The sequence below is a fragment of the Knoellia subterranea KCTC 19937 genome, assembly GCF_000768685.1.
GTDB classification, from domain to species: domain Bacteria; phylum Actinomycetota; class Actinomycetes; order Actinomycetales; family Dermatophilaceae; genus Knoellia; species Knoellia subterranea.
Genome location: NZ_AVPK01000003.1, coordinates 265,058 through 289,958, shown reverse-complemented (window position 1 = coordinate 289,958; position 24,901 = coordinate 265,058). Strand labels below are relative to the sequence as shown.

General features: G+C 69.6%; 23 protein-coding genes and 1 tRNA gene. 4 read left to right on the top strand and 20 right to left on the bottom strand.

Annotation, left to right across the window (positions count from 1 at the left end; genetic code table 11):
• Positions 1–11 precede the first annotated feature (11 nt).
• Both N803_RS07465 and N803_RS07460 read right to left on the bottom strand, forming a co-directional pair.
• Positions 12–1,349 (bottom strand): Fic family protein, encoded by a 1,338-nt coding sequence (locus N803_RS07465; protein WP_084764219.1) that lies wholly within the window; start codon positions 1,347–1,349, stop codon positions 12–14.
• Positions 1,350–1,444: 95 nt separating this feature from the next.
• Positions 1,445–1,525 (bottom strand) — tRNA-Tyr (locus N803_RS07460).
• Between the two features lie 94 nt (positions 1,526–1,619).
• Here N803_RS07460 and N803_RS07455 point away from each other — a divergent pair.
• Both N803_RS07455 and N803_RS07450 read left to right on the top strand, forming a co-directional pair.
• Positions 1,620–2,114 (top strand): YajQ family cyclic di-GMP-binding protein, encoded by a 495-nt coding sequence (locus N803_RS07455; protein ID WP_035903848.1) that lies wholly within the window; start codon positions 1,620–1,622, stop codon positions 2,112–2,114.
• Positions 2,115–2,323: 209 nt separating this feature from the next.
• Complete coding sequence (locus N803_RS07450) at positions 2,324–3,208, top strand: SGNH/GDSL hydrolase family protein (RefSeq protein ID WP_035903845.1); 885 nt, start codon at positions 2,324–2,326, stop codon at positions 3,206–3,208.
• 81 nt (positions 3,209–3,289) lie between these two features.
• On the opposite strand, the gene pepN is transcribed toward N803_RS07450, so the two are convergent.
• Positions 3,290–5,746, bottom strand: a complete 2,457-nt coding sequence (gene pepN, locus N803_RS07445; RefSeq protein ID WP_035903844.1) for an aminopeptidase N — start codon at positions 5,744–5,746, stop codon at positions 3,290–3,292.
• A gap of 76 nt (positions 5,747–5,822) precedes the next feature.
• Entirely contained in the window at positions 5,823–6,389 is a 567-nt protein-coding gene (locus N803_RS07440) for an NADPH-dependent FMN reductase (RefSeq protein ID WP_035903843.1), read from the bottom strand.
• 134 nt (positions 6,390–6,523) lie between these two features.
• On the opposite strand from N803_RS07440, the gene N803_RS07435 reads away from it, so the two are divergent.
• Positions 6,524–6,772 carry an AbrB/MazE/SpoVT family DNA-binding domain-containing protein gene (locus tag N803_RS07435; RefSeq protein ID WP_035903842.1) on the top strand — a complete coding sequence of 83 codons (249 nt, stop codon included), beginning with the start codon at positions 6,524–6,526 and terminating at the stop codon, positions 6,770–6,772.
• On the top strand, positions 6,769–7,179 hold the full coding sequence (locus N803_RS07430; protein WP_052112017.1) for a type II toxin-antitoxin system VapC family toxin: 411 nt from the start codon (positions 6,769–6,771) through the stop codon (positions 7,177–7,179). Before N803_RS07435 ends, N803_RS07430 begins: the two co-directional genes overlap by 4 nt.
• 209 nt (positions 7,180–7,388) lie before the next feature.
• On the opposite strand, the gene htpX is transcribed toward N803_RS07430, so the two are convergent.
• From htpX to N803_RS07350, 16 genes are all read right to left on the bottom strand, one after another.
• Entirely contained in the window at positions 7,389–8,279 is an 891-nt protein-coding gene (gene htpX, locus N803_RS07425; RefSeq protein ID WP_035903840.1) for a zinc metalloprotease HtpX, read from the bottom strand.
• 54 nt (positions 8,280–8,333) lie between these two features.
• Positions 8,334–8,849, bottom strand: a complete 516-nt coding sequence (locus N803_RS07420) for a GNAT family N-acetyltransferase (RefSeq protein ID WP_035903838.1) — start codon at positions 8,847–8,849, stop codon at positions 8,334–8,336.
• Positions 8,849–10,303 (bottom strand): NADH-quinone oxidoreductase subunit N, encoded by a 1,455-nt coding sequence (locus N803_RS07415; protein WP_035903835.1) that lies wholly within the window; start codon positions 10,301–10,303, stop codon positions 8,849–8,851. Before N803_RS07415 ends, N803_RS07420 begins: the two co-directional genes overlap by 1 nt.
• Complete coding sequence (locus N803_RS07410; protein ID WP_035903834.1) at positions 10,300–11,799, bottom strand: complex I subunit 4 family protein; 1,500 nt, start codon at positions 11,797–11,799, stop codon at positions 10,300–10,302. Before N803_RS07410 ends, N803_RS07415 begins: the two co-directional genes overlap by 4 nt.
• Positions 11,790–13,658 carry an NADH-quinone oxidoreductase subunit 5 family protein gene (locus N803_RS07405; RefSeq protein ID WP_035903833.1) on the bottom strand — a complete coding sequence of 623 codons (1,869 nt, stop codon included), beginning with the start codon at positions 13,656–13,658 and terminating at the stop codon, positions 11,790–11,792. Before N803_RS07405 ends, N803_RS07410 begins: the two co-directional genes overlap by 10 nt.
• Positions 13,655–13,987: an NADH-quinone oxidoreductase subunit NuoK gene (gene nuoK, locus N803_RS07400; protein ID WP_052112011.1), complete on the bottom strand. Its 333-nt coding sequence runs from the start codon at positions 13,985–13,987 to the stop codon at positions 13,655–13,657. Before nuoK ends, N803_RS07405 begins: the two co-directional genes overlap by 4 nt.
• Positions 13,984–14,604, bottom strand: a complete 621-nt coding sequence (locus N803_RS07395) for an NADH-quinone oxidoreductase subunit J family protein (protein ID WP_245617076.1) — start codon at positions 14,602–14,604, stop codon at positions 13,984–13,986. Before N803_RS07395 ends, nuoK begins: the two co-directional genes overlap by 4 nt.
• Entirely contained in the window at positions 14,601–15,173 is a 573-nt protein-coding gene (locus N803_RS07390) for a 4Fe-4S binding protein (protein ID WP_035903831.1), read from the bottom strand. The genes N803_RS07395 and N803_RS07390 overlap by 4 nt, the downstream gene beginning before the upstream one ends.
• Positions 15,170–16,126 carry a complex I subunit 1/NuoH family protein gene (locus N803_RS07385; protein ID WP_035903829.1) on the bottom strand — a complete coding sequence of 319 codons (957 nt, stop codon included), beginning with the start codon at positions 16,124–16,126 and terminating at the stop codon, positions 15,170–15,172. Before N803_RS07385 ends, N803_RS07390 begins: the two co-directional genes overlap by 4 nt.
• A 194-nt stretch (positions 16,127–16,320) precedes the next feature.
• Positions 16,321–16,869, bottom strand: a complete 549-nt coding sequence (locus N803_RS07380; RefSeq protein ID WP_035903828.1) for an NADH-quinone oxidoreductase subunit C — start codon at positions 16,867–16,869, stop codon at positions 16,321–16,323.
• 101 nt (positions 16,870–16,970) lie between these two features.
• A complete protein-coding gene (locus N803_RS07375) occupies positions 16,971–17,996 on the bottom strand; it encodes an SGNH/GDSL hydrolase family protein (protein ID WP_245617074.1) in 1,026 nt (341 codons plus the stop codon).
• 195 nt (positions 17,997–18,191) lie between these two features.
• The gene (locus N803_RS17435; protein ID WP_052112008.1) at positions 18,192–18,602 is read right to left on the bottom strand and encodes a YrdB family protein; all 411 of its coding nucleotides are present in this window, start codon (positions 18,600–18,602) and stop codon (positions 18,192–18,194) included.
• Entirely contained in the window at positions 18,602–19,192 is a 591-nt protein-coding gene (locus N803_RS07365) for an NADH-quinone oxidoreductase subunit B (protein WP_035904011.1), read from the bottom strand. The genes N803_RS17435 and N803_RS07365 overlap by 1 nt, the downstream gene beginning before the upstream one ends.
• A gap of 106 nt (positions 19,193–19,298) precedes the next feature.
• The gene (locus tag N803_RS07360; RefSeq protein WP_245617072.1) at positions 19,299–20,639 is read right to left on the bottom strand and encodes a M1 family metallopeptidase; all 1,341 of its coding nucleotides are present in this window, start codon (positions 20,637–20,639) and stop codon (positions 19,299–19,301) included.
• The gene (locus N803_RS07355) at positions 20,621–24,496 is read right to left on the bottom strand and encodes a Pls/PosA family non-ribosomal peptide synthetase (protein WP_035903820.1); all 3,876 of its coding nucleotides are present in this window, start codon (positions 24,494–24,496) and stop codon (positions 20,621–20,623) included. The genes N803_RS07360 and N803_RS07355 overlap by 19 nt, the downstream gene beginning before the upstream one ends.
• Positions 24,493–24,852, bottom strand: coding sequence for an NADH-quinone oxidoreductase subunit A (locus N803_RS07350; RefSeq protein ID WP_035903818.1), 360 nt, complete (start codon positions 24,850–24,852; stop codon positions 24,493–24,495). The genes N803_RS07355 and N803_RS07350 overlap by 4 nt, the downstream gene beginning before the upstream one ends.
• Between the last annotated feature and the right edge of the window lie 49 nt (positions 24,853–24,901).

Here is a 24,901-nt window from a genome sequence, read left to right as displayed (position 1 = left end):
CAGCTCTGCCCTCAGGTGCGGTGGCGCCAGCAGAGGTCGTCCGCGTGTGCGACTCGGTTGCCGCAGGAGCCTCTGACTGTCGTCACCCCGCATCGGTGGATCAGGGTGCGCTCTGCGTCCGCTGAACCTGCGAGCGCGGGGGCGCGCGACGTGGGTCCGGCCTCTGCACCGAACTGAAGGAGCGAGAGCACGTCGTCGGCCTGGAAGAGCGCTGCGCGGCGGTACTGGCCGGTGGCCGGCTTGAGGATGTGGGCCTCGACGAGCTGCTTGACGATGTGGTTCGCGGTCACGGTGGAGACGTTGAGCCGCTCGGCGACGAAGGGCGCGGACACGACCGGGTTCTCGACGACGAGGTCGACGGCCCGTCGCAGGGCGGCGTCACTGCGCACGCCGGAGATCGACTGCTGCCACCGCTCATGAAGCCGTCGGGCTGCGGCGACGAAGGTCTGTGCCGTCACCGTCGCCTCCTCGACGTAGGCCAGAAAGGCGCCAACGAACGACTCGACTCCGTCCGCCCGTGCGTCGCCGTCGTAACGGTAGGCCGTCAGCGCGCGGATGTAGCCGTCGACGTCCCGCCGCAGCGCGGTGGACAGTGGAATGACCCCGCCCTCGACGAGGCCCGAGCGCGCGAGCACACCGTGGACGAGAGCACGACCGGTCCGACCGTTGCCGTCACTGAAGGGGTGCACGGTCTCGAACTGCGCGTGGATGACGGCGGCCTGAATGACCGGCAGGTCGCCCGAGGTGTTGGCGTAGGTCAGCAGGTCGTCCATGAGCTCCGGAACGACCTCGTGCGGGGGGCCGGCGTACTGCGACGTGAGCGGGCTGCTGCCGCCCACCCAGACCTGGCCGTCCCGGTAGCCGAACGGCTCGTCGGGCAGAAGGTCGTGGTGGATCGCCCAGAGGTGCTCATGCTTCCAGTCCCCTTTGCCGAGCAGCTCGATCGCGTCTTGCATCGCCGACACGTTGCGCACGATCTGCCCGGCGACGTGGGACGCGACCGCATAGCCGATCTGCGCCACGGCCACGGCACGCGGCGTCTCCCGCACTCCCTCGATCCACGACGAGGAGATCGCCTCCGAGCGCACTGACGTCGCGTACAGGATGGGGAACGGTGTGGCCCGCAGGCTCTCGCCGAGGCGGGCGAGCCCAGTCGTGACGTCGGCTGCGTACTCGGTCAGCGCGGGGGTGAGCGAGTTCGATGTGGAGGCAGCCGTGAGCAGGTCCGGGTGGTATCGCCGGTAGCGCCCGCCCTGACGCTCTCTGCGACTCACGCCCCGGAAGTCAGGGCGAACGACGACGTCTTCCCAGTGCGCCATGGATGCCTCCCAGCCAGAGTTAAGGATCATACTATTATCCTTAACTCATGCTCAACCCTGGAAAGCCCGGGGGCAGCGAAAAGCCCCTGACCGGCATACGCCGATCAGGGGCTTTTCCACACGGGTGGCAGGTGAAGGATTCGAACCTTCGAAGCTTTCGCGACGGATTTACAGTCCGCTCCCATTGGCCGCTCGGGCAACCTGCCGTGCGCGTGGAAGGATAGCAAGCCAAGCACCCAGAAACGAAACCGAGCGGTCCGGTGGGCGCACTTGCCCACCGGCACAACCCGAGGAGGACCCATGGCCGACAGTTCCATGGACATCGTCAGCAACTACGACAAGCAGGAGATCGCCAACGCGGTGAACTCGTCGGCCAAGGAGGTCGCGACCCGCTACGACTTCAAGAACATCGGCGCCTCGGTCGAACTGTCCGGCGAGTCGATCTCGATGCAGGCCAACTCGGAGGAGCGCGTCCTCGCCATCCTCGACGTCGTGAAGACCCACCTCGTCAAGCGCAAGGTCTCGCTCAAGCACCTCGACGTGCCCGAGGCCGGGCCGCGCCTGTCGGGCAAGGAGTACAAGCTCGACGTCGGTCTCAAGCAGGGCATCTCGCAGGAGAACGCCAAGAAGATCAACAAGCTCATCCGCGACGAGGGCCCCAAGGGTGTGAAGTCGCAGATCCAGGGCGACGAGCTGCGGGTGTCGAGCAAGTCGCGCGACGACCTGCAGGCGGTGCAGCGGATGCTCAGCGGCGCCGACCTCGACGTGGCGCTGCAGTACACGAACTACCGCTGACCGGTCACCACTTTCCCGCCCCATGAGGGCACCTGAGGGGTCCGGAGGGTTATGTGCCCTCCGGACCCTTCATGTTCCCTCCGGTCGCGTTCCCGGCCCACGCGCTCACGAATCCCCGAGCGAGACCCCCGGAGGCGCGCACGCACTGGCTACGCTTCGGTAACCCCACACGGATGTGGGGTCATGTCGGATCGAACAACGGAGTTCAGATGCGTCGCAAGCACCGCCCTGCCATCGTCACTGCCGCCCTCGCCGCAGCCTCGGCCGCTGCTCTAGCGCTCGGCCTCGCCGCGCCGGCCCAGGCCGCCAAGCCGGCCCCCAAGGTCGCCCCCGGCCCCTACGTCGCGCTCGGCGACAGCTTCTCCGCCGGCTCGGGCGTCCTCCCCCTCACGAGCGCCAACCCGCTCTGCGCGCAGTCCGCGCTCAACTACCCGCACCTCATCGCGCAGCGCACCGGGCGTGCCCTCACTGACGCGACCTGCGGCGGCGCCGACACGAACGATTTCTACAGCGCCCAATACCCCGGCACTCCCGCGCAGCTGAGCCGCCTCGCGTCCGACGCCCGGTTCGTCACGATCGGCATCGGTGGCAATGACTCCAGCGTCTTCACGAGCATCATCCAGAACTGCATGACCGCCGGCCTCACCACGCTCGGCTTCGGCAGCCCGTGCAAGAACAAGTACGGCTCGTCGTACGCCACGACGATCCAGACGAAGACCTACCCTGCCGTCCGCAAGGCCATCGCCGACGCCAGGGCCAAGGCGCCGAAGGCGACCATCGTCGTGGCCGGCTACCCGCAGGTCCTGCCCCCGACCAAGGGTTGCTACCTCGCGATGCCGATCGCGTCGGGCGACGTCCCCTACGTCAACGGCATCGAGCAGATCCTCAACGGCGTCATCGAGCAGGCCGCCAGGGACAACGGGGTGACGTTCGTCGACATGTGGGCGCCGTCAGCCGGACGCGACGCCTGCCAGCTCCCGTGGGTGCGCTGGGTCGAGCCGGCCATCGGGTCGTTGCAGTTCGTCCCGGTCCACCCGAACGCCGCGGGCGAACGCGCCTACGCCGACCAGATCATGGCCAAGGTCAACCTCTGAGATTCCGACTGGTGAGTTGGGGTAGTTGCGAGGGCAGCGAGCACTACCCCAACTCACAATCAGTCGCAGCAGCGGGCAGCCTCAGGCCCAGCGGGCGCGGGAGGTGAGCGCTTCCTCGAGCTTGCTGAGCTCGTCACCCATCGAACGCCGCACCCCACTCGACACATCGGGTCGACCCATCGCCGAACGCACCAGCTCGGCGGTCGCGTCCTCGACCACGCGTGACGGGAAGGCAAGTGTCGCAACGCGATCGAGCGCATCGGCACCCAGCCACTCGGCAAGGCGAGGGATGTCGGAGACGTAGCGGCCGGCATACGGACGCATGTCGTCCACGGCTCCGCTCGACCAGAAGCCGGCGGCGAGCGCGTTGAGTTCGTAGTTCGACCGCTCCCGGTTCGTGGTGATCTCACCCCACGCCCATTCCTTGTCGCGTATGCCGGGTCGCGCGGCTCGCGCGGCCAGCGCGGCGAGGTGCCCCGACAGTGTGGTGTCGTCGGCGGAGACCCGGTCGACCAGGTCATCGGGCGCCAGGTCGAGCCTGGCAAGACGTTGCAGCACGAGCCAACGGAAGTCAGAGTCACCCTCGAGACCGGCAGGGAGCGAACGCGCCTCGACCCAGGCCGTGAGCCGCTCCGAGTCGGTGCTCGTCTCCGCGAGGAAACGCGCGGCGACGAGGGCACGGTCCGACCCGGGCTCGGCACTCTCGAAGGCCGCGAGCGCCGCCACCCCCAGGCGGGCAGCGGCGTCGCCACGAGCCTCGTCGCGCACGAACTGCGGGACGATCCGGTGGTCGAAGGCGTGCGCGACTCGGGTCATGAGCGCGTCGTGCGACTCATGCGGCCAGGTGGCGGTGAAGACGTCGAGTGCCACGGCGGGATCGACCGTCGATCGGTACACACCGGTGAGCACGGCACCCCAGACGACGGAGCGCGCCACCGGGTCCGCGATGCGGGCGAGGTCGGTCGGCAACGCGGCGAGGGTCGCGGCGTCGAGGTCGACCTGGGCCCACGTGAGGTCGCTGGCGTTGGGGAGGCGCACCGTGGCGTCGGCGAGGTCTACGTGAACCGACGGACCGTCGAGCCGCACGCTCTCTCGCGCCACCTCCGCCCCGTCGGTGAAGCCGGCGACGTCGAGCGTGTGCGTGCGGTTGGCGGGGTGGGCGTCGGGTGCGGTTCGGGTCAGGGTGCCGTCGCGGTCGAGCGCGATGACGTCGACGCCGGCCGTCTCGAGCCAGGCCGCGCTCCAGTCGGCGAGCGACTCGCCGTGCGCCTCCTCCATTGCGGCGAGGAACTCGGACAGCTGCCCGTTCCCGTGCTCGTGCGAACGCAGGTATGCCGTGACGCCGGCGTTGAAGGCCGCCTCACCCATGTGCGCCACGAGTTGGCGAAGGACGGACGCACCCTTGGCGTAGGAGATGCCGTCGAAGTTCGCGAGCGCGCTCTGCGCATCGGGAGCCGGGGACCCCGCAACGGGATGGGTCGACGGAGCGCGCTCCGCGGCATACCCCCACTGCTTGCGCGCGATCCCGAACTCGACCCAGCTGTCGGTGAACTCGGTGGCGGCGCTCGTGCAGGTGTAGGCCATGAACTCGGCGAAGGACTCGTTGAGCCAGAGGTCGTCCCACCAGCGCATCGTCACGAGGTCGCCGAACCACATGTGCGCCATCTCGTGGGAGATGGTGTTGCTGCGCTGGAGCACCTGCTCGCGCGTCGCCGCGCCACGGTGGAGCATCTGGTCGCGGAAGGTGACGCAGCCCGGGTTCTCCATCGCGCCGGCGTTGAACTCGGGCACGAAGACCTGGTCGTAGTCGCCGAACGGATAGCGCACGTCGAAGGTGCGGTGGTAGTGGTCGAAGGACTGCTTGGTCACCTCGAACATCTGAGGCGCGTGCCGCTCGAGCTCGGGCTGCAGTGAGCGGCGGGCGTGGATGCCGAGCGGGATGCCGTCGTGCTCGTCATGCACGGAGACGTAGGGCCCTGCGCAGACGGTGACGAAATACGTTGCGAGGGGCAGGGTTTCGCTCAGCTGCCAGGTGCTGTCGTCACCGCGGGTGGCGCGGCCGTTGCCGAGCACGACCCACGATTCGGGGGCGCGCACGGTCACGGCGTAGGGCGCCTTGAGGTCGGGCTGGTCGAAGCACGCGAACACCGTCGGCGCCGCGTCGAGGAAGAGGTGCCCGTAGACGTAGTCCTCGTCGTCCGCCGGGTCGGTGCTGCGGTGGAGCCCCTGCCCGTCGCGCGAGTAGGCCATCGTCGCGACGACCTCGACGACGTTCTCGGCCCCGAGATCCGTGAGCGGAAGTCGCCCTTCGAAAAGGGTTGCCGGATCGACCTGTATGCCGTTGAGCTCGATCCGCTCGCAGCTCACCGGGCGCACGTCGAGGAACGTCGACTCGCCAGGAGTGCTGCAGGAGAACCGGATTCGGGTCGTCGACCCGAAGTGCTCGGCACCCCGGTCGAGGTCGAGGTCGACCTCCATGCGGTCGACGGTGATGAGCTGCGCCCGCTGCCGGGCTTCGTCGCGAGTCAGTGATGGCACGCCGCGATCGTGTCACACCCTCGCGAGTCGCCCGGGCCGATGGCAGGCCTCGCGATCGCAGCGCCGTCAGTTGAGTTCAGTTGCGCGGCAGGACGGTGAGCACTCGCTCGACGTGGTCACGGAACTCCTGCATGTAGGACGTGAGGAACTCCTTGGAGGTCTCGTCCGTGACCTCACCACTCGCGAGGTAGACCTCGGGGTCGAACTGGATGTAGGCCTCCGGCGCCGTCATCTGCCGGGCGTTGCAGAAGCTGAGGCAGAGCCGGAGCGTCTGCTGTCCCACCGCGGTGCCGATGGCTCCGACGGACGCGCCGATGACACCGGCCGGCATGTGGTCGAAGGAGTTCTGACCCCACGGGCGGGAGGCCCAGTCGATGGCGTTCTTGAGCGGCCCGGGAATGGAGCGGTTGTACTCCGGGGTGATGAAGAGGATCGCGTCGGAGGCGTTGATGGCGTCCTTGAGGGCTGTCGCCGACGCCGGGTAGTCGCCGTCGAGGTCACGGTTGTAGAGGGGCAGGTCGCCGATCGGGATCTCGGTGAAGTCGAGGTCATCGGGCGCGACCGCGATGAGGCAGGCACTGAGGACTCTGTTGATGGAGTCCTTGGACAGGCTTCCGACGATGTATCCGACCTTGCGCGCCACGCTGACCTCCTGGTGAAGAGCTGCTGCCACGACGGCCCGGTCCCGGACCACGATCCACAGCCTGTCACTCCACCCCCGCCCGGGCCAGAGTCCGACGCCGACCTCTTGTCGGCGCCCGGTGGTATTTTTCTGCCATGCGTACCACCATCGACGCAGCGGGGCGCATCGTCGTGCCCAAGGCGATGCGCGACAGCATGGGGCTCACGGCGGGGAGGGCCATCGACGTGGTGTTCACCGACGGACTGATCCAGATCGAACTGGCCCCGGTCGAGGTCGACCTCGACACGGAGTCCGGGCCCCCTCGACTCGTCCCCCGCAGCGACGATCTCCCCTCGCTGTCCGACGACGACGTTCGCGACGTGCTGGAAGCGACGCGCCGTTGACCGCTGGCATCGCCTGTGACACGAGCGTCCTGGTCCCGGCGCTACTCCCGTGGCATGCCGAGCACGAGCCGAGCCGGGCACGACTGCGTGACGCCGTCGACCACGTGCCCGCGCACGTCCTGCTCGAAACCTTCAGCGTCCTGACCCGCCTTCCGAGCCCCCATCGGATCGCGGCTGCCGATGCTTCGAGCGTCCTCGGAGCCCTCTCCCTCAAGGTCGTCACGCTGCCCGCTTCCCAACACCCAGGGCTCGTCACGACCCTCGCCGACCGCGGCCTGCGTGGGGGTGCGATCTACGACGCTCTCGTCGGCCGGACCGCGACCCACCACGGGCTCACGCTGCTCACCCGGGACCGACGCGCAGCCGCCACCTACGACGCCGTCGCTGTGGCCTACACCCTGCTCTAGCTTCTGGAGGGCCGAGACGGAGCGCATCGGGAGGCGCGCGTTTGCGACGAAGCGCACAGATCGGTGTCTGGGTTCGCGACGAAGCGCACCACTCGGTGCGTGCGTTTGCGACGAAGGAGCAACTGAGCGCGCACCGAGTGGGTGCGCGGAGTCGCGCGAAGTGGGCACCGCGCGATGCGCGAAGCCGGCCGTGAGCCGGCCGTGAAGCGTCAGTAGCCGCGGTAGCCCGTGGCCATGGCCTGGAGGCGCGCGATGCGATCGGCCATCGGCGGGTGCGTGGCCATGAGGCGCGAGATGTCCTGGGCGCGGAACGGGTTCGCGATCATCATGTGGCTCGCGTTGACGACGTCCTTCGTCGGCGCCAGCGGGGCCCTCGAGACACCCGCCTCGAGCTTGCCGAGCGCCGATGCCAGCGCGAGCGGGTCACCGGTCAGCTTGGCGCCGTCCTCGTCGGCGTCGTACTCCCGGGTGCGCGAGATCGCGAGCTGGATGAACATCGCCGCGATCGGCGCGATGAAGGCCATCGCGAGCCCGGCCACCGCTCCACCCGGGTTGTCGTTGTCGCGGTTGCCGCCACCGAACATCGCGCCGAAGGACAGCATCTGGCCGACGGTGCTGATGACACCGGCGATCGCCGCGGCCACCGAGCCGGTGAGGATGTCGCGGTTGTAGACGTGCATGAGCTCGTGCCCGAGGACGCCGCGCAGCTCGCGCTCGTCGAGGAGGTTGAGGATGCCCTGGGTGCAGCACACCGCCGCGTTCTGCGGGTTGCGGCCAGTGGCGAAGGCGTTCGGCGCCTCGGTCGGCGAGATGTAGAGGCGCGGCATCGGCTGCCCGGCCTTGGTGGAGAGCTCGCGGACGATGCGATACATCGCCGGCGCCTCGGCCTCGCTCACCGGGTAGGCGTGCATCGACTTGATCGCCAGCTTGTCGCTGTTCCAGTACGAATAGAACGTCGTCGCCACACCGATGAGCGCGAAGATCACGATGAAGATGCTGCGGTTGAAATAGACCGCGGCAGCCCAGCCGAGACCGAGGAACAGAGCCCAGATGAGGCCGAAGAGTCCAGCGGTCTTCAGGCCGTTGAAATGGTTGTGCATGCTCCTATTAACGCAGACCCGCGGGCCCACGTTCCGGGCCATCGCGAACGTTTCTCAGAGCACGCGCTCCCACAGAACGCTGTCGCGCCACCCCTCCGGTCCGTGGAACGACGAGGTCGACGTGCCGATGCGCCGGAAACCCTGCGACTCGAGCACCCGGTGCGACGCACCGTTGTCGAGGGCCGTGCTCGCCTCGGCCCGGTGCAGGTCGAGCTCGCCGGCCATGAGGTCGAGGAGTCGGCCGAGCGCCCGCTGGGCGTGACCCTTCCCTTGGTGGCTCGTCCCGATCCAGTAGCCGACGGATCCAGCCTGGAAGGGGCCACGCCGGATGTCGCTCACCGTGATGAAGCCGGCGACCTCCGTGCCGGAGAGGACCACGCCGGGCCACATGCGTCCCGCCTCGAAGGCCTCGAGATAGCTCTCGACTCGCTGCCGCTGGCCCAGCGGCGTGTAGTAGTCGTCCGGGCGCGCCGGCTCCCAACGCTCGAACGCCCCGCGGTCCCGAACGAGGTGCTCGAGGAGCGCGTCGGTGTCGTCCGGCCGCACGAGCCGGATCGTCGTCGACGGCATCAGGAGACGAGGCCGACGAGCAGTTGCGGGAGCGCGCTGGCGACGACGAGGACGGCCGACCCGATGAGGGCGACTCCGAGGCTCGCGCGACGCTGGGCCGGACGCGCCGGCGCATCGATCGTCGGCTCACCGAACAGCACCGCGAACCACCGCACATAGACCGCGATGCCGAGCACGGCCGCAACAACGGCCACGACCGCGACCGGCCACAGCCCTGCGGAGACGGCGGGGCGCAGCGCGACGATCTTCGCGACGAGTCCGATGACGCCGGGCGGCAGTCCGGCGAGGACGAGGAGTGCCAGAGCGAGTGCCCCTCCCGTGAGCGGGTCGCGCCGGAACAGACCCGTGTATGCCGTGAGCTCCCGTCCGTCCTCCACTCGCCTTCCGTGGATGGCGCGGACCGCAGCGAACGCGACGAGGCCGGCCACGGCATACACGAGGGTGTAGACCGCGGCAGCCTGACGACCGGCGACGGTCAAGGCGGTGAGGGGCAGCAGGATCCATCCGGCCTGGGCCACGGTTGACCACGCGAGCAGGCGCACGACCTCGGTCTGGCGGAGCGCCATGACGGTGCCGGTGAGCATCGATGCGACGGTGAGGATGACGAGCGCGGCGACGACGACGTGCGGGCCCGGTGACAGGTCGACGACCGCGTCGTACGGCGCGAGCACGACGATGAGCGCGCCGATGGCGGCGAGCTTCGACGACGACGCGAGCAGCGCAGAGATTGGGAGCGGGCCGGACGTGAGCGTCGTCGGGGTCCAGGCGTGGAACGGGACGGCCGAGAGCTTGAAGGCGAGACCAGCCAGGAGCACGACGGTGGCGAGACCGGCCAGGGTGCGCTGCTCGGGGACGGCCCACGCCGTGGCGAGCGACTCGCCGGTGAGGGTGGGGTCGCCGGTGGCCGTGACCCACAGGGCAGTGCCGAGGACGAGCAGACCGAACGACACGAGCGACGTCGTGAGGAGAGTGAGGGCTCCGTGGGCCGCCGCCCTGCGGTCGCGCCAGGCGACGAGGGCGATGACGGGCAGGGTGGCGAGTTCGAGCGTGATGAGCCACGTGCCGAGGTCTCGCGCAGCCACGACCGCGACGCCACCGGAGGCCGAGGCGAGGAGCATCACGAGTTCGATGACCCCGGCCCGGCGCACCGAGATGAGGGCGAGCACCGCCAGCGTCGACAGCAGGATGGCGAGCTGGAGCGTGCTCGTGAGCGCGCCCCCGTCCCACATGCATCGACCGTCGGGGGCCGGCGTGCAGAGCGTGAGCCGTGGGTCGTCGTCGCCGACGAGTCCCGGGATCGTCTCGGCCGCCGCCGCGACGAGGCCGAAGCCGGCGAGGACCACGAGCACCGGTCGCGCCGTCGGGGCAATCGCCTCGACCACGAGGATCAGCGCGAGCGCGGCGACAGGGAGGAGCGCCGGGAGCAGCAGACCCCAGTCCATCGTCAGGGTCATGGGGCTCCTCCCACGAGCGCGGAGACGGCGTCAGCGGTGACCGACCAGACGATCACGGGCGCGACACCGATGGCGACGACGGCAGCGCCGAGGACGGCGACGACGGCAAGTTCCAGCCCGCGCGTGTCAGCGGCCCGGTGGGGCGCGTCGGCCGAGACCTCGTCGCCCACCCAGACGATGCGAGCGACGCGCAGCGAATACGCCGCGGCGAGGGCCGCGCCGACCGCGGCGATGACGGCACAGGTGCGCAGGATTCCGGTGTGCTGAGCGGGATTCCACGGAGCGACGAGGGCGACGAACTCGCCCCAGAAGCCGGCCAGTCCCGGCAGACCCAGGCCTGCGGCCAACCCGAGGATGAGCGCGAACCCCAGCCGTGGCGACACTTCGCGCAGTGCCGGTCGGACGATGGCCAGGTCGACCGATCCCCATCGGTGCTTGAGGCCGCCGACGATGACGAAGAGCAGCGCCGAGATGACGCCGTGGGCGATGTTGCCGATGAGGGCCGCTTGCACCCCGGTCTCGGTGCCGGACGCCAGTGCGAGCACGACGAAGCCCATGTGCGCGACGGACGAGAAGGCGATGAGTCGCTTGAGGTCGCGTTCGACGAGGCAGATCAGTCCGCCCCAGAGGATGCCGATGACGCCCGCGATGGCGAGCACTGGTGCGATGCGCGAGAAGCCGTCGGGCACGTTCGCCAACGGCAGCCGCACGAGGCCATAGGTGCCGAGCTTGAGGAGGACCGCGGCGAGCAGCACCGAGCCTGCGGTGGGCGCCGTCGTGTGCGCCGCGGGCAGCCACGTGTGGAGTGGGAAGACGGGGACCTTGACGGCGAGTCCGAGCGTGAGCAGCGTTGCGATCAGGGTCTGCTGGCCGAGGGAGAGGTCCGCTGCGGCCGCGGGGAGTTCGGCGAAGTCGGCCGTTCCCGCCTGCCACACGAGCAGCAGGATCCCGACGAGCATGAGGGTCGAACCGATGGCGGTATAGAGGATGAACCGCGCGGACGCATCGGCCCGCTTCGCCTCGCTGTGCGGGTCGCCATAGCGGCCGATGAGCACCCACATCGGCACGAGCACGACCTCGAACGCGATGAAGAACAGGACCGCGTCTCGCGCCGAGAAGGCCGCAAAGGCTCCGGTCACCACGAGCAACAGGGCGCCGAGATAGGTCGCCGCACTCCCCCGCTCCCCTCCGGACGCGTCGAGCCACGGCTGCTCCGCCCACGCGTGAGCGACGACGAGGACTCCGATCACGGCCGTGAGGGCCACGAGGGGTGCGCTGATCCCGTCGATCTCGAAGTGCCACCGCACGCCGAGGTCAGGGATCCAGGCGCGGTCGATGACCGGCCGCTGTGCGCTCGCGACGACGGCCGCCGCGCCACCGACGACAGCGGCGACGAGGGCGATGACGCGGGCCGTGGCCACATCGAGGGCACGACCACCGGTCATGAGCCACAGCCCGACGGCACCCGGAACGACGAGCATCGCGATCAGCGCCATGTCAGCACCGCCGTTCCGGCCGCGACGATGAGTCCGAGCGCAACGAGGCCGACGCCGGCCGACGGGGCTTCGCGTCGGTGCCCTCGCTCGGCGAACCAACCAGCGATCCCGGCAGACGCGGCCGCACCGCGGACGTAGCCGTCGACGACCTCACGGTCGAGGAACGCGACGACCCGGGCCAGTCCCAGCACCGGGTCGGCGATCAGACGCCGGTATGCCGTGTCGAAGCCGAGTCCCCGATCGGCCAGGGCGCGATGGCGCCGGGTCCGGACGAACGCATCCCGCGGGTCGCCCGAACTGCGGGCGAGCCACGAGACCCCGGCACCGATACTGATGAGGAGCAGAGTAAGGAGCATCCACCACTGAGAGGCGCGGTGGATGTCGAAGAGGCCCGTGATGAGGATCAACCCACCGACCACGGTGAGCACAGTGAGAACGGCCAGCGCCGCGAGAACCGCGTCGGACGGCATACCCGAGGGGTGGTCGTCGCCGGCAGCCGAAGGTTCGGCGCGCTCGAGCGGCGCGGTGACGACGAGGTGCGCGCGCATGGCATAGGCGGCGGTGAGGACCACGGTCACGAGGAGCGCGGCAAGGACGATGACGCCCGGACCGCCGGACCCGATCGCCCCCTCATAGGCGGTGACGAGGACGTGCTCCTTCGACAACCCACCGACGACGAAGGGCGCACCGGCGAGCGCGAGGAGACCGAACAGCCACGCCACGCGGGCGAGCTGGTGGACGTTGCCCGCACCGCGCAGCGCCACCGCGAGGGTCGACCCCGCGACGACGGACAGCCAGCCGATGGTGAGGAAGAGGAGCGACTTGAAGACCGCGTGCGACCACATGTGGAACAGCGCCGGGTCGGGTCCGATCTCCTCGGTGGCCGTCGCGAGCGCCGAAAGCATGATGGCGACCTGGCTGACCGTGGACCACGCGAGGAGTCGCTTGAGGTCGGACTGTCCCAGGGCGAGTGCAGCCGCGCCGACCATCGTCACGGCGGTCGCGATACCGAGCAGCCAGCGTGCGCCGTCGGCATGCACGAGGACGGGGAAGAGCTGGGCGAGAACGACCGTTCCGGCGGCGACCATGGTGGCGGCGTGGATGAGCGCGGAGGCAGGGGTCGGGCCCTCCATGGCATCGGGCAGCCAGTCCTGGAACGGGAACTGGGCGGACTTGCCGAGGACGCCGATGACGACGAGCGCGAGGAGTGCCGAGCGGACGGCGGGCGTGGCCGGCGTGTCCGGGCCGCTCCAGGCGTCGATGACGGCGTCGAGACCCGTCGACCCCGCACCGGCGACGAGCCCGACGATGCCGAGGACGAAGCCGATGTCGGCGACGCGGGTGACGATGAAGGCCTTGTATGCCGCGCGGCGCGCCGATTCCTTGCGGGACCAGTGGCCGATGAGGAGGTAGGAGCACCACCCCATGACCTCCCAACCGATGAGGGTGAGGACGAGGTCGCGGGCGTGGACGACGAGCATCATCGCCGCCGTGAAGAGGGAGACGGTCGCGGCGAACTGGGCGAGGCGGTCGTCGTCCTCGAGGTACCAGCGGGTGAAGACGAGGACGGCGGCGGCCACGAGGGCGACCACTGCGGCGACGGCGGCCGTCGCGGGTCCGGCGCCGAGCTCGAACGGCATCTCGATCCCGCCGACCTGGACCGGCTCGCGCACCTGGATGATCCCCTGGAAACGGGTCGGCGCCACGAAGAGGCCGATGGTCGCGAGGACGACGGACGCCAGCGAGGCGAGCACCGCGACGAGGGCGGCGAGGTGCGGGGTGCGACGCAGCGCCAGCGTCGCCAGGGCGGCGAGCACGGGTAGTCCGACGAGCCAGTGGGAGACAGTCAGGGCACTCACATCGCACCCCTCCCATCACTCGAGTCGTCGGCAGGCAGGGGCTCGTCGAGGTCGATCGAGCCGCGGTGGCGGAAGGCCGTGAGGATGATCGCGAGCGCCACGACGACCTCGGCCGCGGCGATCGTGATGACGAACAGCGGCAGGATGCTCGACGCCTCCCACCGGGACGTACTCGCGGCACCGGACGCGACGAGGAGGATGAGAGAGCCGGACAGGATGAGCTCGACGCCGATGAGCAGGAGCACTGCGTTGCGACGCACGGTGACGCCCATGACGCCGAGCCCGACGAGGAACGCGGCGACGATGTGGGGACCGGCGAGGTGGATCATCGAGCCTCCTCCCCCGACCCGTCTTTCGACTTCTTGCCCGTTTGGGACACGTCGGAGCGGCCTTCGGCCGGGTCGACGTGTCCCAAACGGGCAAGAAGTCGGTCGCTTGAGGTGTCGACACCGGCCCCGGCACCGCGGGAGACGGCGAGCGCGGCGATGAGGGCCGCGAGCAGGAGCACGGACAGCGCCTCGAACGGCCACACCCACGTCCCGAACAGCTCGGTCGCGACGGCCTTGTTGGAGATCTCGCGCCGCTGGACGGCACCGTCGGCGAGCGGGAGCAGGGCGGCGAGCAGCAGCGCGGTCGTCGCGGCACCGGCGAGTCCCGCGAGCACGCGCCGCCACGCCGGCACGGCGTGCACGAGATCCGGACCGATCGGCGCGCGCGTGAGCATCAGCGCAAAGAGGACGAGCACGACGATCGCGCCGACATAGACAAGGACGAGCACCAGCGCCACCAGCTCGTGCCCGAGGACGAGGAGGCACCCGGCCACCCCGAGCAGGGCGACGACGAGCCACAGCGCGGCGTGCACCACCTGCCGGGTGCTCACCGCGAGGAGCCCGGCCACGACGGCCAGCGCTCCGCACGCCGCGAACGCGAGGTCGAGAGACGTCATTTCGGGCGACCCCGCGGCATACGGGCCGGTTTGTTCGCGGCGGCGATCTCCGCAGGCTCCGCGGAACGCTCGTCGAGCGCGGGCGGCGGCGGCACCGACTCCATCCACCCGCCGAGCCGCTCCTTGTCGTGGAGCAGGTCGCGGATGTCGGTCTCCGCGTACTCGAACTGCGGGCTCCAGAAGAGCGCATCGAACGGGCAGACCTCGATGCAGATCCCGCAGTACATGCACAGGGAGAAGTCGATCGAGAAGTTGTCGAGGACGTTGCGCTGCCGGTCGCGACCACCCTCGGTCGTCGCCGGGATCGTCTCCTTGTGCGAGTCGATGTAGATGCACCAGTCGGGGCACTCGCGCGCGCACAGCATGCAGCTCGTGCAGTTCTCCTCCATGAGCGCGATGACGCCGCGGCTGCGCGGGGGGAGGTCGGGCGCGACGTCGGGGTACTCGTGCGTGTGCGTCTTGCGCGTCGCCGTCTTGGCGGTGGTCGCCAAGCCCTTGAGTATGCCGGGCAGCAGGCTCTTGCTCGTCGGCTTGCTGCCGCTCTGGCTGGGGTTCTGGGGAGTGCTCATGAGGTCATCACCACGCCAATTCCGGTGAGCGCCAGCTGGATCAGCGCCAGGGGCAGGAGTCGAAGCCAGGCCAGCCGTTGCAGCTGGTCCTCACGCATGCGCGGCCACGCAACGCGGAACCAGATGACGAGGACGGCGACGAGGAAGCCCTTGAGCAGCGTCCACAGCCAGCCGAGCGAGTCGTCGAAGGGCCCTCGCCACCCGCCGAGATAGAGAACGGCGAAGAGCAACGAGAAGACGACGATCCCGGCATACTCCGCGAGCAGGAAGAACGCGAAGCGCAGCCCGGTGTACTCCGTCCACGGGCCCATGACGAGTTCGGCGTCGGCGATCGGCATGTCGAACGGCGGCCGCTGCAGTTCGGCGAGCGCCGCGACGAGGAAGACCAGCGCCCCCGGCGCCTGCCACAGCAACCACCACGGCGACCACGCCTCGACAACACCCGACAGGCTGAGCGTCCCCGCGGCCAGGCACGCCGAGGCGACGGCGAGAACGAGCGGCAGTTCGTAGGACACGAGTTGGGCAGCCGACCGCAGCGCACCGAGCAAGGCGTACTTGTTGGCGCTCGCCCACCCGGCCATGAGCGTCCCCAGCGCACCCACGCTCGTCGCCGCGAGGACGAGGACCGCGCTCGCCGGGACGTCGATGCCGACGACACCCGCCTGCAACGGAAGTGCCCCCATGGCCACGAGATAGGGCACGAGAGCGACGAACGGCGCGATCCGGAAGATCCACCGGTCCGCAGCACGCGGAGTGATGTCCTCCTTCTGCGCGAACTTCACCCCATCGGCAACGAGCTGGGCCCACCCATGGAACCCACCGGCATACATCGGTCCGAGACGACCCTGCATGTGCGCCATGAGCTTGTGCTCGGCCTGCCCGACGAGCAGGGGAAACACGAGGAAGGCGGCCAGCACGGCCACCGACCTCAGCACCACTTCGAGCACGCTCATCGTCACGCAGCCTAGACGGCGGGGAGCATCGACGGTGGGCACCGCTCAGGCACGGGATCTCGCAATTCCCGTGCGCCCGTCCCGAAGTCACCCAATTCCCGGGTTCGGGACACCGAGCCACGATAAAAGCGAACAGCCGAGACCGACGAGGGCCGTCTTGACGCGGCTCCGCTCGATGACGACAGGCGTGGTCGTCAGCGAGGTCCCCACTCGGGGTCGGGCACACCGGGCGCCTGGACGCGCCGGCGCGACGGCGACTTCGCGGAGTCATGGCCCTCGCCCGGCTCCTTGCCGCCCGGCCAGGTCTTCGACGCTCGCGCGGCGAGCACGAACGACTTTCGCAGCGGCGTTCCCTCGAACCCCTCGGGCAGGAGCAACGGTCGCAGCCCGGACCCGGACCCGTCGTCGAACCCGTCGAACTCGACCCCGAACATCTCGTGAGTTTCGCGCTCGTGCCAGGCCGCCCCGGCATACACATCCGTGACGGAAGCCAGGGCAACGCCCTCGGGGACGCGGGTCGTGATGCGCATGGCGTGCAGACCCTCGACGCCTTCGCCCACGACGGGGTCGCGGCGGTTGAGCGCGATGGCCCGCAGGACGACGTCGTAACCGGGGTTGGCCTCGTCATAGGTCCGGTCGACAGCGCTCAGCCAGTCGAAGAAGGTGAACCCGGTGGCCTGGGCAGCAGACACGGCTTCGTGCCACTCGCCAGGCGCGACGTCGTGCAGCTCATCGGTGCTCACGCGCTCACCCTAAACGCATCTGATTGCCCGTTCGGCCGGTGAGGAGGGCTGCGACGGGGGCCGAACGGGCAATCAGTTGCGAAACGGGGCTTTCAGCGGGGTCAGTTGTTCGAGACCGCCTGGCGCTGCGACCACACGCGGTCCGCAGCGTCGATGCTCGCCCGCGAGTTCAGGTTGACACCCGCTCGCGCAGCCGCAGCCTTCACCGCCGCGGTTGTGAGGTCCGGGACGCGGAACTGCTTCGGCGTGATCGAGGCGTCCTGGCCGGCATACGTCCGCTGTCGCGCGGCAAGGCGCTCTGCCGACGCGTCGGCCGCACGCGCCACCTTGCCGTTGACCTTGACCGTCGAGCCGGTGAGCGGCGTGCTCACCGTCGGCGTGTAGCCGTCACGGTGCCCGGCGACGTTGGGGTGGTAGCTCTCGACGATCGGGTTGGACAGTCCGTTGAGCCACTCCGGGGAGTCGCACACGGCGTGCCCGACGAAGCGGGACGTCGGGTTGGCGAAGCTGAAACCCTTGGCAGCAGCCGCTGCTGACGTCTTGCTGTTGATGAGGTCAGCGGTCTGGTTGAGCCGCGACTGCTCGCTGGGCGAGAACCACGTGAAGGCGTTGCAGTCCTCCCCCATGAAGATCCGCGGGTAGCCGACGACCACGACGCGCGCGTTCGGGGCCTTGCTGCGGATGGACGTGTAGAGCGTCGACAGCCGCCCGGGCAGGGTGTTGGTGATGTAGCTCTGCGCGGTGTTGATGGCGCCGTTGCAGTTGCTCGCCCAACCGGGCATCGCGCACTCGGTGAGGACATCGGCGAAGCCCGCATCGTTGCCGCCGATGGAGATGCTGACGTGGGTCGTCGACGCCGACAGCGCGCTCAGCTGGGTGTTGGTGACGTCGGGGATCGTCGCGCCCGAGCAGGCTCGGAAGTTCAGCGAGTAGCCCTTCGCCGCGGCGATGAGCGACGGGTACGCCTTGGTGGAGCGCAGGCACTGTGTGCCGTCATTGATGTAGTCCCTCGTCCCGGTCCCGGACGAGTAGGAGTCGCCCAGGGCGACGTAGGAGCTTGCTGCCTGTGCTGGAACTGCACTCAACGCAAGGCTCGTCGCAGCGGCTCCCGCTGCGATCAGGCCCATCACACGAACTGTCGACATTGACATCTCCCGTGGTTGGCAGGGGTGGGGTGATCGCAACCTAGGGCCGGGGGCACCTTCCGCAGTGACTCGCGTCACAGGATTTTGCCAAGTTCTTACCAACCGGTATGCCGTCCGCCCGCCCCCGTGGGTCGGCTCACCCGTGCGGTCGTGCGCCGTTGAGTGAAGGGCCCTGGGTCAGCGACGGTGGCGCGAGCCGCGGGACATGTTGCGGCGGGACTCTTCGTGGGGAGCTCGCGGGCGCCGAACGGGCGGCTGGCTCTCGTCGAGGGCCAGTTGGGCCAGGACGAGGACGAGACCCGATCCGATGAGCACGAGCCCAAATCGGTTGTGTCCCAACCCGAGCAGGCCGGCACCGATGACGGAGACGGCACCTCCGGAGGCCAGGGCTCGAGGCACCTTGGGGATTCGACGGCGTGCCTTCGGCGCGATGAAGAGACCCCAGAGTCCGGCGACGAGGATCACCGCGAGGACCCCCACGACCGCACCGCCGGCGCCACCTCCGACGATGGCGGACGCGAACATGAAGACGCCCACCATGAATGCGAACTCGATGAGGAACGCCAGCAGGCCCAGCACGATGAGCATCAGCTCGGCCTCTCGACCCGTCCTCGCGTCACCTCGCCTGCCGATGCGGTGCGGTGCGCGGTGTAGCGCGGCGAATCCTGACCCGCACCGAGGCGCTCGGCGATGGCGCGACCCGTCAGCTTCTCGCCGGCGATCTGCTCCTGCAACCGGATGATGCCGTGGAGCAACGCCTCGGGTCGCGGAGGGCACCCGGGGACATAGACGTCGACGGGGATGAGCTGATCGACACCTTTGGTCACGGAGTACGAATCCCAGTACGGCCCACCGGAGTTCGAGCAGGCCCCGAACGAGATGACGTACTTCGGCTCGGGCATCTGGTCGTAGAGGCGACGGATCGCCGGCGCCATCTTGTCGGTCACCGTGCCGGACACGACCATGAGGTCGGCCTGGCGCGGCCCGGGCGCGAACGGGATGACCCCGAGGCGGATGAAGTCGTGGCGGCCCATCGACGCGGCGATGAACTCGATCGCGCAGCAGGCAAGGCCGAAGTTGAAGACCCACAGCGAGTAGCGACGGCCCCAGTTGAGGACGACCCGGATCGGCTTGGGCGCGTGCTCTGCGACGGGCCCGACGCGCGGCATCGGCAGCATCACGGGCTGGTCGGCGGTCACGGCCCCACTCTAGGTGAGCGGCCGGCATACGGGTCCGTCATGTCCCGGAGGGGAGGAATTGGCGAGTTGGGGACGGGTGAGCGAGTCAGGCACGCCGGGTGGGCAGCGGCGGGAGCGCTTCGTTGCGGAGCCAGGCCTCGAACAGTTCGCCGAGCCGTCGCCCGGCCGTCCGGTCGCACAACGCCTCGAACTGAGCAGTCGTCACGACACCACCCCGGTGTCGAGCCACCCAGTCGCGCAGGATCGCGAAGAACGCATCATCCCCCACGTCGCACCGCAGGGCGTGCAGGGTCAGCGCACCGCGCTTGTAGACCCTGTCGTCGAACATGTCTTTCGGGCCCGGCGCACCCACGACGAGGTCCTCCGGCTCGGCGGCGAGGCGGGCGTGGTGGATCGCCGCCTGCTCGTCCACCGTCGAGATCCCCGCAGCCTCGGACCACAGCCACTCGGCGTAACAGGCGAAACCCTCGTGCAGCCAGATGTCGCGCCATTGCGCCGCCGTCACCGAGTTGCCGAACCACTGGTGCGACAGCTCGTGGGCGATGAGTCGCTGCGCCTCCCAGGAGCGGGAGCAGTGGTTCGACCCGAACGTCGACATCGCCTGCGACTCGAGCGGGATCTCGAGGTCGTCATCGGTGACGACGACGGCATACTGCGTGAACGGATAGGGCCCGAACAGGTCCGCGAACACCTCGATCATCCGCACCTGGTCCGAAAAGGCTTCTGCCACAGCGCTTTTCAGTCGTGCCGGGTGCATCACACGAACGGGCACCGGGCTGGCACTGAGCTCAGTCGTCTCGTAGCGTCCGATCTGCACCGTCGCGAGATACGGCGCCATCGGCTCGTCCATCGCATACGTCCACTCGGTCCCACGACCGACCTTGCGCCGGCTCGTGAGCGTGCCGTTCGCGACGACCGTGTATGCCGCGTCGGTCGTCACGCTGATCCGGTAGGTCGCCTTGTCGGCGGCGCGGTCATTGCACGGGAACCATGACGGTGCACCGTGCGGCTGCGACGCGACGATCACCCCGTCGGCCAGTTCCTCCCAGCCGGCGCGACCATCGGGACCGGGGACGGTCTGGGGTGTGCCGGCATACGAAATCGACACCGAGAGAACGGTTCCGGCGGGAACGGACGCGTCGAAGCGGAGGGTGAGTCGCGAGGCTCGGTGCGCCCAGCGCTTCACCGTGGCTCCGCTCACCTCGACCTTCGTGACCCGCAGGGCGTGCAGGTCGATCGCGATCGCGTCGGTCTCCCGCTCCGTGGTCAGGGTGAGGTGTGCACGCCCGGAGAGGTGGTTGCCGGCCGCCTTGTAGGTCAGGTCCAGGTCGTAGCGATCGACCCCGTATGCCGGGTCGCCGTGCTTCGGAACGTAGGGATCGGCCTCCGCGCTGGTCGCGTCGCCCGTCATTCGTCGTCCACCCATGGTCCGACAGGGTTGCCGATCCAGCGCGTCCGATCCGGGACCGACTCGCCGCGCATGACGAGAGAAACCGGTCCGACCGTTGCGTGCCGGCCGATCTGCGCCGCCGGCAGGATGACCGAGTTGGGGCCGAGGGTGCCGCCGCGCTTCACCGTGACCGTGTCCATCGAAAGGACGCGATCGTGGAAAAGGTGGGTCTGGACGACCGTGCCCGCGTTGATCGAGGCTCCGTCGTCGAGGCGGACGAGGTCGGCCTCGGGCAGCCAATAGGTCTCGAGCCAGACCCCGTCGCCGATCTTGGCCCCCATGGACCGGAGCCACTCGTTGAGGACGAGCGTGCCCGTGGCGGCGCGGGCGAACCACGGTGCGGCGATGACCTCGACGAACGTGTCGGCAAGCTCGTTGCGCCAGACGAAGGAGGACCAGAGTGGGTGGTTGCCGGGGCGCAGTTTGCCGATGAGCAGCCACTTGGCCGCAGTTGCGAGCCCGGCAGCCACGGCACCGGCAGCGAGGAGGACGAGTCCGCTGGCCAGGACGGCCCAGAAGAGGCCCTGCGCCAACAGCCACTCGATCGCGGCGACGACGAGCACCACGAGGGCGATGTGCAGCCACACGGGGATGGCGCGCAGCGCCTCGACGAAGGCCCGGGCCACCCGGAGCTTCGTCGCCGGGGCGTAGGTGCGACCGGAGTCGGTCTCGGTGCCCTCGCGGCGCAGTGGGCGCGGGGGTGATCCCAGCCAGGACGTGCCGGCCTTGGCCTTCTTGCGCCGGGGTGCCGCGGAGAGCACGGCGACGAGGCCCTTCTTGGGGACCTTGCGGCCGGGAGCGGCCATGCCGGAATTGCCGACGAAGGCGTGCTTGCCGATGCGCACGTTCTCGACGCGCAGCCACCCGGAGCCGAGCTCATAGCCGGCCACGAGGGTGTCGTCGGCGAGGAACGCTCCCTCACCGACCCGGGCGAACTTCGGGATGAGCAGCACGGTCGACGCCTCGACGTCGGGCCCGAGGTCGGCGCCCAGACCGCGCAACCACGCCGGCGTGAGCGAGCTCGAATAGAGCGGGAAGAGCCACGTCCGGGCGTCGTCGAGGATGCGCAAGGTCGTCCACGCCTGCCAGGCCTGCCTCCCGTGGACCGGGTGCGCGCCGGCGTGGAGCCCGATCGAGAGCAGCCGGACGAGCACGAGGACGAGGAGGGCGAGGGCCACGAAGCCGGCGGTCACCGCGACCGGGATCCACAGCAGCGCTGTCCTGAGCGCGTCACCGATGGACGTCGTCGCGGACAACGGTGAGAGCACCACGGTGGCGCCGATCAGGGTCGCGGCGACCGGCAGGAGGGCAACGAGAACGGCCGACACGGCATACGCGATCTGCCAGACCGGACGGTTCGGTGCGACGGCGTCGTGCCAGGGGCCACGCGCTGCGCCCGACGGCTCGGCAGGGGCCCCGGACCAGGACTCCTCGTCCGGCACCGCGCCGAAGACGGCCGACCCCGGTGCCACCTCGGCACGCTTGCCGATATCCGCACCGGGCAGCAGGGTCGAACGCGCACCGACCCGTGCCCCCGCACGCACCCGCACCGGACCCACGAGGAGCTTGGCCCCGTCGATCCAATGCCCGCGCAGGTCGACCTCGGGCTCGATCGATGCGCCGGGGCCGAGGTCGAGCATGCCGGTCACGGGCGGCACGGTGTGGAGGTCCACGTCCTTGGCGATGCGCGCGCCGAGCCACCGTGCATAGACCTTGATGAACGGCGCACCCGACAGATTCGTCGCACCGAGTTCGTCGACGAGCCGCTCCGCCAGCCAGATGCGGAGGTGGACGGCGCCGCCACGGGGATACTCGCCCGGCGTCAGTCCGCGCAGCAGGATGCGAGCACCCAACGCGGACAGGGCCATTCGTCCGATGGGGAAGATCAGGAGCAGCCACCCCAGGGCCAGCCACCACCAGTGCACCGTCGGCAACCACGTGAGGTCGAAGAGATTGCGTGCCACCGCATTGCCGAGACCGATCCAGGTGAGCCACCGCAGTCCGGCGATGCTGCGCAGCGCCACGGTCGCGAGGATCTGAGCCGCCTGCGTCTTGCCCGGCACCGGGGGAACGTCGCGGTTGAGTCGACCGGTGGGGGTCTCCATCTCGTCCAGCGCGGCCGAAAGCGTTGCGAGAGAGGAGTTCTCATAGATGTCGGCGACCGTCACCTCCGGGAACCGCTCCCGCAGGCGGCTCACGAGCTGAGCGGCACTGAGGGACCCACCGCCGACGTCGAAGAAGTCCTCGTCGGGGTCTCCGGGCGGGCCACCGAGGATGCTCGCCCACAGTCCGGATACCCAACCGGCGGTGTCGCTCGCGTCGGCTCCCGCACCGGCGCCCGGGGCAGACGTCGCGGACGGGAGCGGCCACGGCAGGGCGTCGCGGTCGATCTTGCCCGAGGTGCGCGTCGGCAGCGTGTCGACGACCGCGAGACGGGGCACGAGTGCAGCCGGCATCGACTGGCGCAGCGACTCGGCCGATGCCTTGGTGTCGAACCCGTCCTCGACCGTGACGTAGCCGACGAGCAGGGTGTTGCCTGCCTCGCTCCTGCGCACGGCGGCTGCCGCGCCACTCACCCCGGGCAGGGACAGCAGGGCGGAGTCGATCTCGCCGAGCTCGATCCGTCGACCACCGACCTTGACCTGGTCGTCGATCCGCCCGAGGAACACGAGCCCGGCGGAGTCCCGCCGAACCATGTCTCCCGAGCGGTAGGCGCGGTCCCAGCCCAAGGTGGGCATCGCGGCATACGCCGCTTTGTCCTTCGCCTCGTCGAGGTATCGGGCGAGACCGACGCCGCCGATGATGAGCTGGCCGCTCTCACCTTCGGGGACGGGATTGCCGGCCTCGTCGACGACGGCGAGGTCCCAGCCTGCGAGCGGCAGGCCGATCCGCACCGGCGGCGTCCCGTCGAGCTGGGCGCCGCACGCGACGACCGTGGCCTCGGTCGGGCCGTAGGTGTTCCAGACCTCGCGGTTCTCGTTGGCGAGGCGTGCGCCGATCTCGGGCGGGCAGGCCTCGCCGCCGAGGATGAGGAGGCGCACTGCCGCGAGCGCCTCGGTCGGCCACAGCGCGACGAGGGTCGGGACGGTCGAGACGACGGTGATGCCGTTGGCGGTGAGCCATGGTCCGAGTTCGACACCCGACCGCACGAGCGAACGGGGCGCGGGGACGAGGCATGCGCCGTAGCGCCACGCCAGCCACATCTCCTCACAGCTCGCGTCGAATGCGACGGAGAGCCCGGCCATGACCCGATCTCCCGGACCAAGTGACCTGTCCTGCAGGAACATTCGCGACTCGGCATCGACAAAGGCTGCGGCGTTGCGGTTCGTGACCGCGACGCCCTTGGGGGTGCCGGTCGAGCCGGACGTGAAGATGATCCAGGCGTCGTCCTCCGTCGTCGGATCCTCGCGTGGCGGCGCGTCGTCACTGCTCTCGTATGCCGGGTGCTCGCCGACAGCGCGCACGACGAGATCCGTGGTGATCACCGCCGCGACGTCGGCCTCCCCGAAGACGACCCGGGCCCGCTCATCGGGGTCGTCGAAGTCGACGGGCACATAGGCGGCACCGGTGTAGAGGATGCCGGCGATGGCGACGTAGAGGTCGAGGGTCCCGCTCGGGATGCGGATGCCGACGCGGTCGCCGCGCTCGACACCCGCGGCTCGGAGGGCGTCCGAGACCTCCTCGGCGGCGTCGGCGAACTCGCCGTAGGTCAGGACACTGGTGCCGTTGTCGATGGCCGGAGCGTCGGGGTGCGCCTCGATCGTGGCGCGCAGGATATCGACGAGGGTGCGCGGGTCCGGAGCCTCACCTCCCCTGAGGAGCGGATCGGTCACGTCCAGCGAAGCAGTCCGCGACGGGCCGCGTGGAGCAGGCCGATGACGATGATGCCGATGAAGACCGCGATCTCGACGAGCGAGGCGACGCCGAGGTTGCTGTCGCGCAGGACGTAGGCCCACGGGAAGAGATAGACCGCGTCGACCGCGAAGACGACGTAGAGGAAGGCGTAGGACAGGTAGCGGACCTGACTCTGTGCCCAGCCCTCTCCGACCGGGTCGACACCGGACTCGTAGGTCGTGAGTTTGGCGGCGGTTGCCGCGCGGGGGGCCAGGAGCCGGCGCGCACCCGACGCGGCGATCACGAGCAGGATGCCGGTCGCCAGCACGGCGGCAGCGGCAACGTATCCGGTCATGGCGGGCAGCCTAGCCACCGCAGGTGAACAAGAGGTGTCCGTCCCGAGG

Bases quoted from the DNA above. Each gene is read 5' to 3' on its own strand.
- N803_RS07395 (WP_245617076.1), bottom strand. From the start codon at position 14,604: ATGACGTCTCTCGACCTCGCGTTCGCGGCGTGCGGAGCGCTGGCCGTC.
- N803_RS07455 (WP_035903848.1), top strand. From the start codon at position 1,620: ATGGCCGACAGTTCCATGGACATCGTCAGCAACTACGACAAGCAGGAG.
- htpX (WP_035903840.1), bottom strand. From the start codon at position 8,279: ATGCACAACCATTTCAACGGCCTGAAGACCGCTGGACTCTTCGGCCTC.
- N803_RS07410 (WP_035903834.1), bottom strand. From the start codon at position 11,799: ATGGCGCTGATCGCGATGCTCGTCGTTCCGGGTGCCGTCGGGCTGTGG.
- N803_RS07360 (WP_245617072.1), bottom strand. From the start codon at position 20,639: ATGGGTGGACGACGAATGACGGGCGACGCGACCAGCGCGGAGGCCGAT.
- N803_RS07390 (WP_035903831.1), bottom strand. From the start codon at position 15,173: ATGAGCACTCCCCAGAACCCCAGCCAGAGCGGCAGCAAGCCGACGAGC.
- N803_RS07420 (WP_035903838.1), bottom strand. From the start codon at position 8,849: ATGCCGTCGACGACGATCCGGCTCGTGCGGCCGGACGACACCGACGCG.
- N803_RS07435 (WP_035903842.1), top strand. From the start codon at position 6,524: ATGCGTACCACCATCGACGCAGCGGGGCGCATCGTCGTGCCCAAGGCG.
- N803_RS07465 (WP_084764219.1), bottom strand. From the start codon at position 1,349: ATGATCCTTAACTCTGGCTGGGAGGCATCCATGGCGCACTGGGAAGAC.
- N803_RS07350 (WP_035903818.1), bottom strand. From the start codon at position 24,852: ATGACCGGATACGTTGCCGCTGCCGCCGTGCTGGCGACCGGCATCCTG.
- N803_RS07365 (WP_035904011.1), bottom strand. From the start codon at position 19,192: ATGCTGCCGATGCCGCGCGTCGGGCCCGTCGCAGAGCACGCGCCCAAG.
- N803_RS07385 (WP_035903829.1), bottom strand. From the start codon at position 16,126: ATGAGCGTGCTCGAAGTGGTGCTGAGGTCGGTGGCCGTGCTGGCCGCC.
- N803_RS07415 (WP_035903835.1), bottom strand. From the start codon at position 10,303: ATGACCCTGACGATGGACTGGGGTCTGCTGCTCCCGGCGCTCCTCCCT.
- N803_RS07375 (WP_245617074.1), bottom strand. From the start codon at position 17,996: ATGGGCCTGATCGCAGCGGGAGCCGCTGCGACGAGCCTTGCGTTGAGT.
- N803_RS07450 (WP_035903845.1), top strand. From the start codon at position 2,324: ATGCGTCGCAAGCACCGCCCTGCCATCGTCACTGCCGCCCTCGCCGCA.
- nuoK (WP_052112011.1), bottom strand. From the start codon at position 13,987: ATGATCCACCTCGCCGGTCCCCACATCGTCGCCGCGTTCCTCGTCGGG.
- N803_RS17435 (WP_052112008.1), bottom strand. From the start codon at position 18,602: ATGCTCATCGTGCTGGGCCTGCTGGCGTTCCTCATCGAGTTCGCATTC.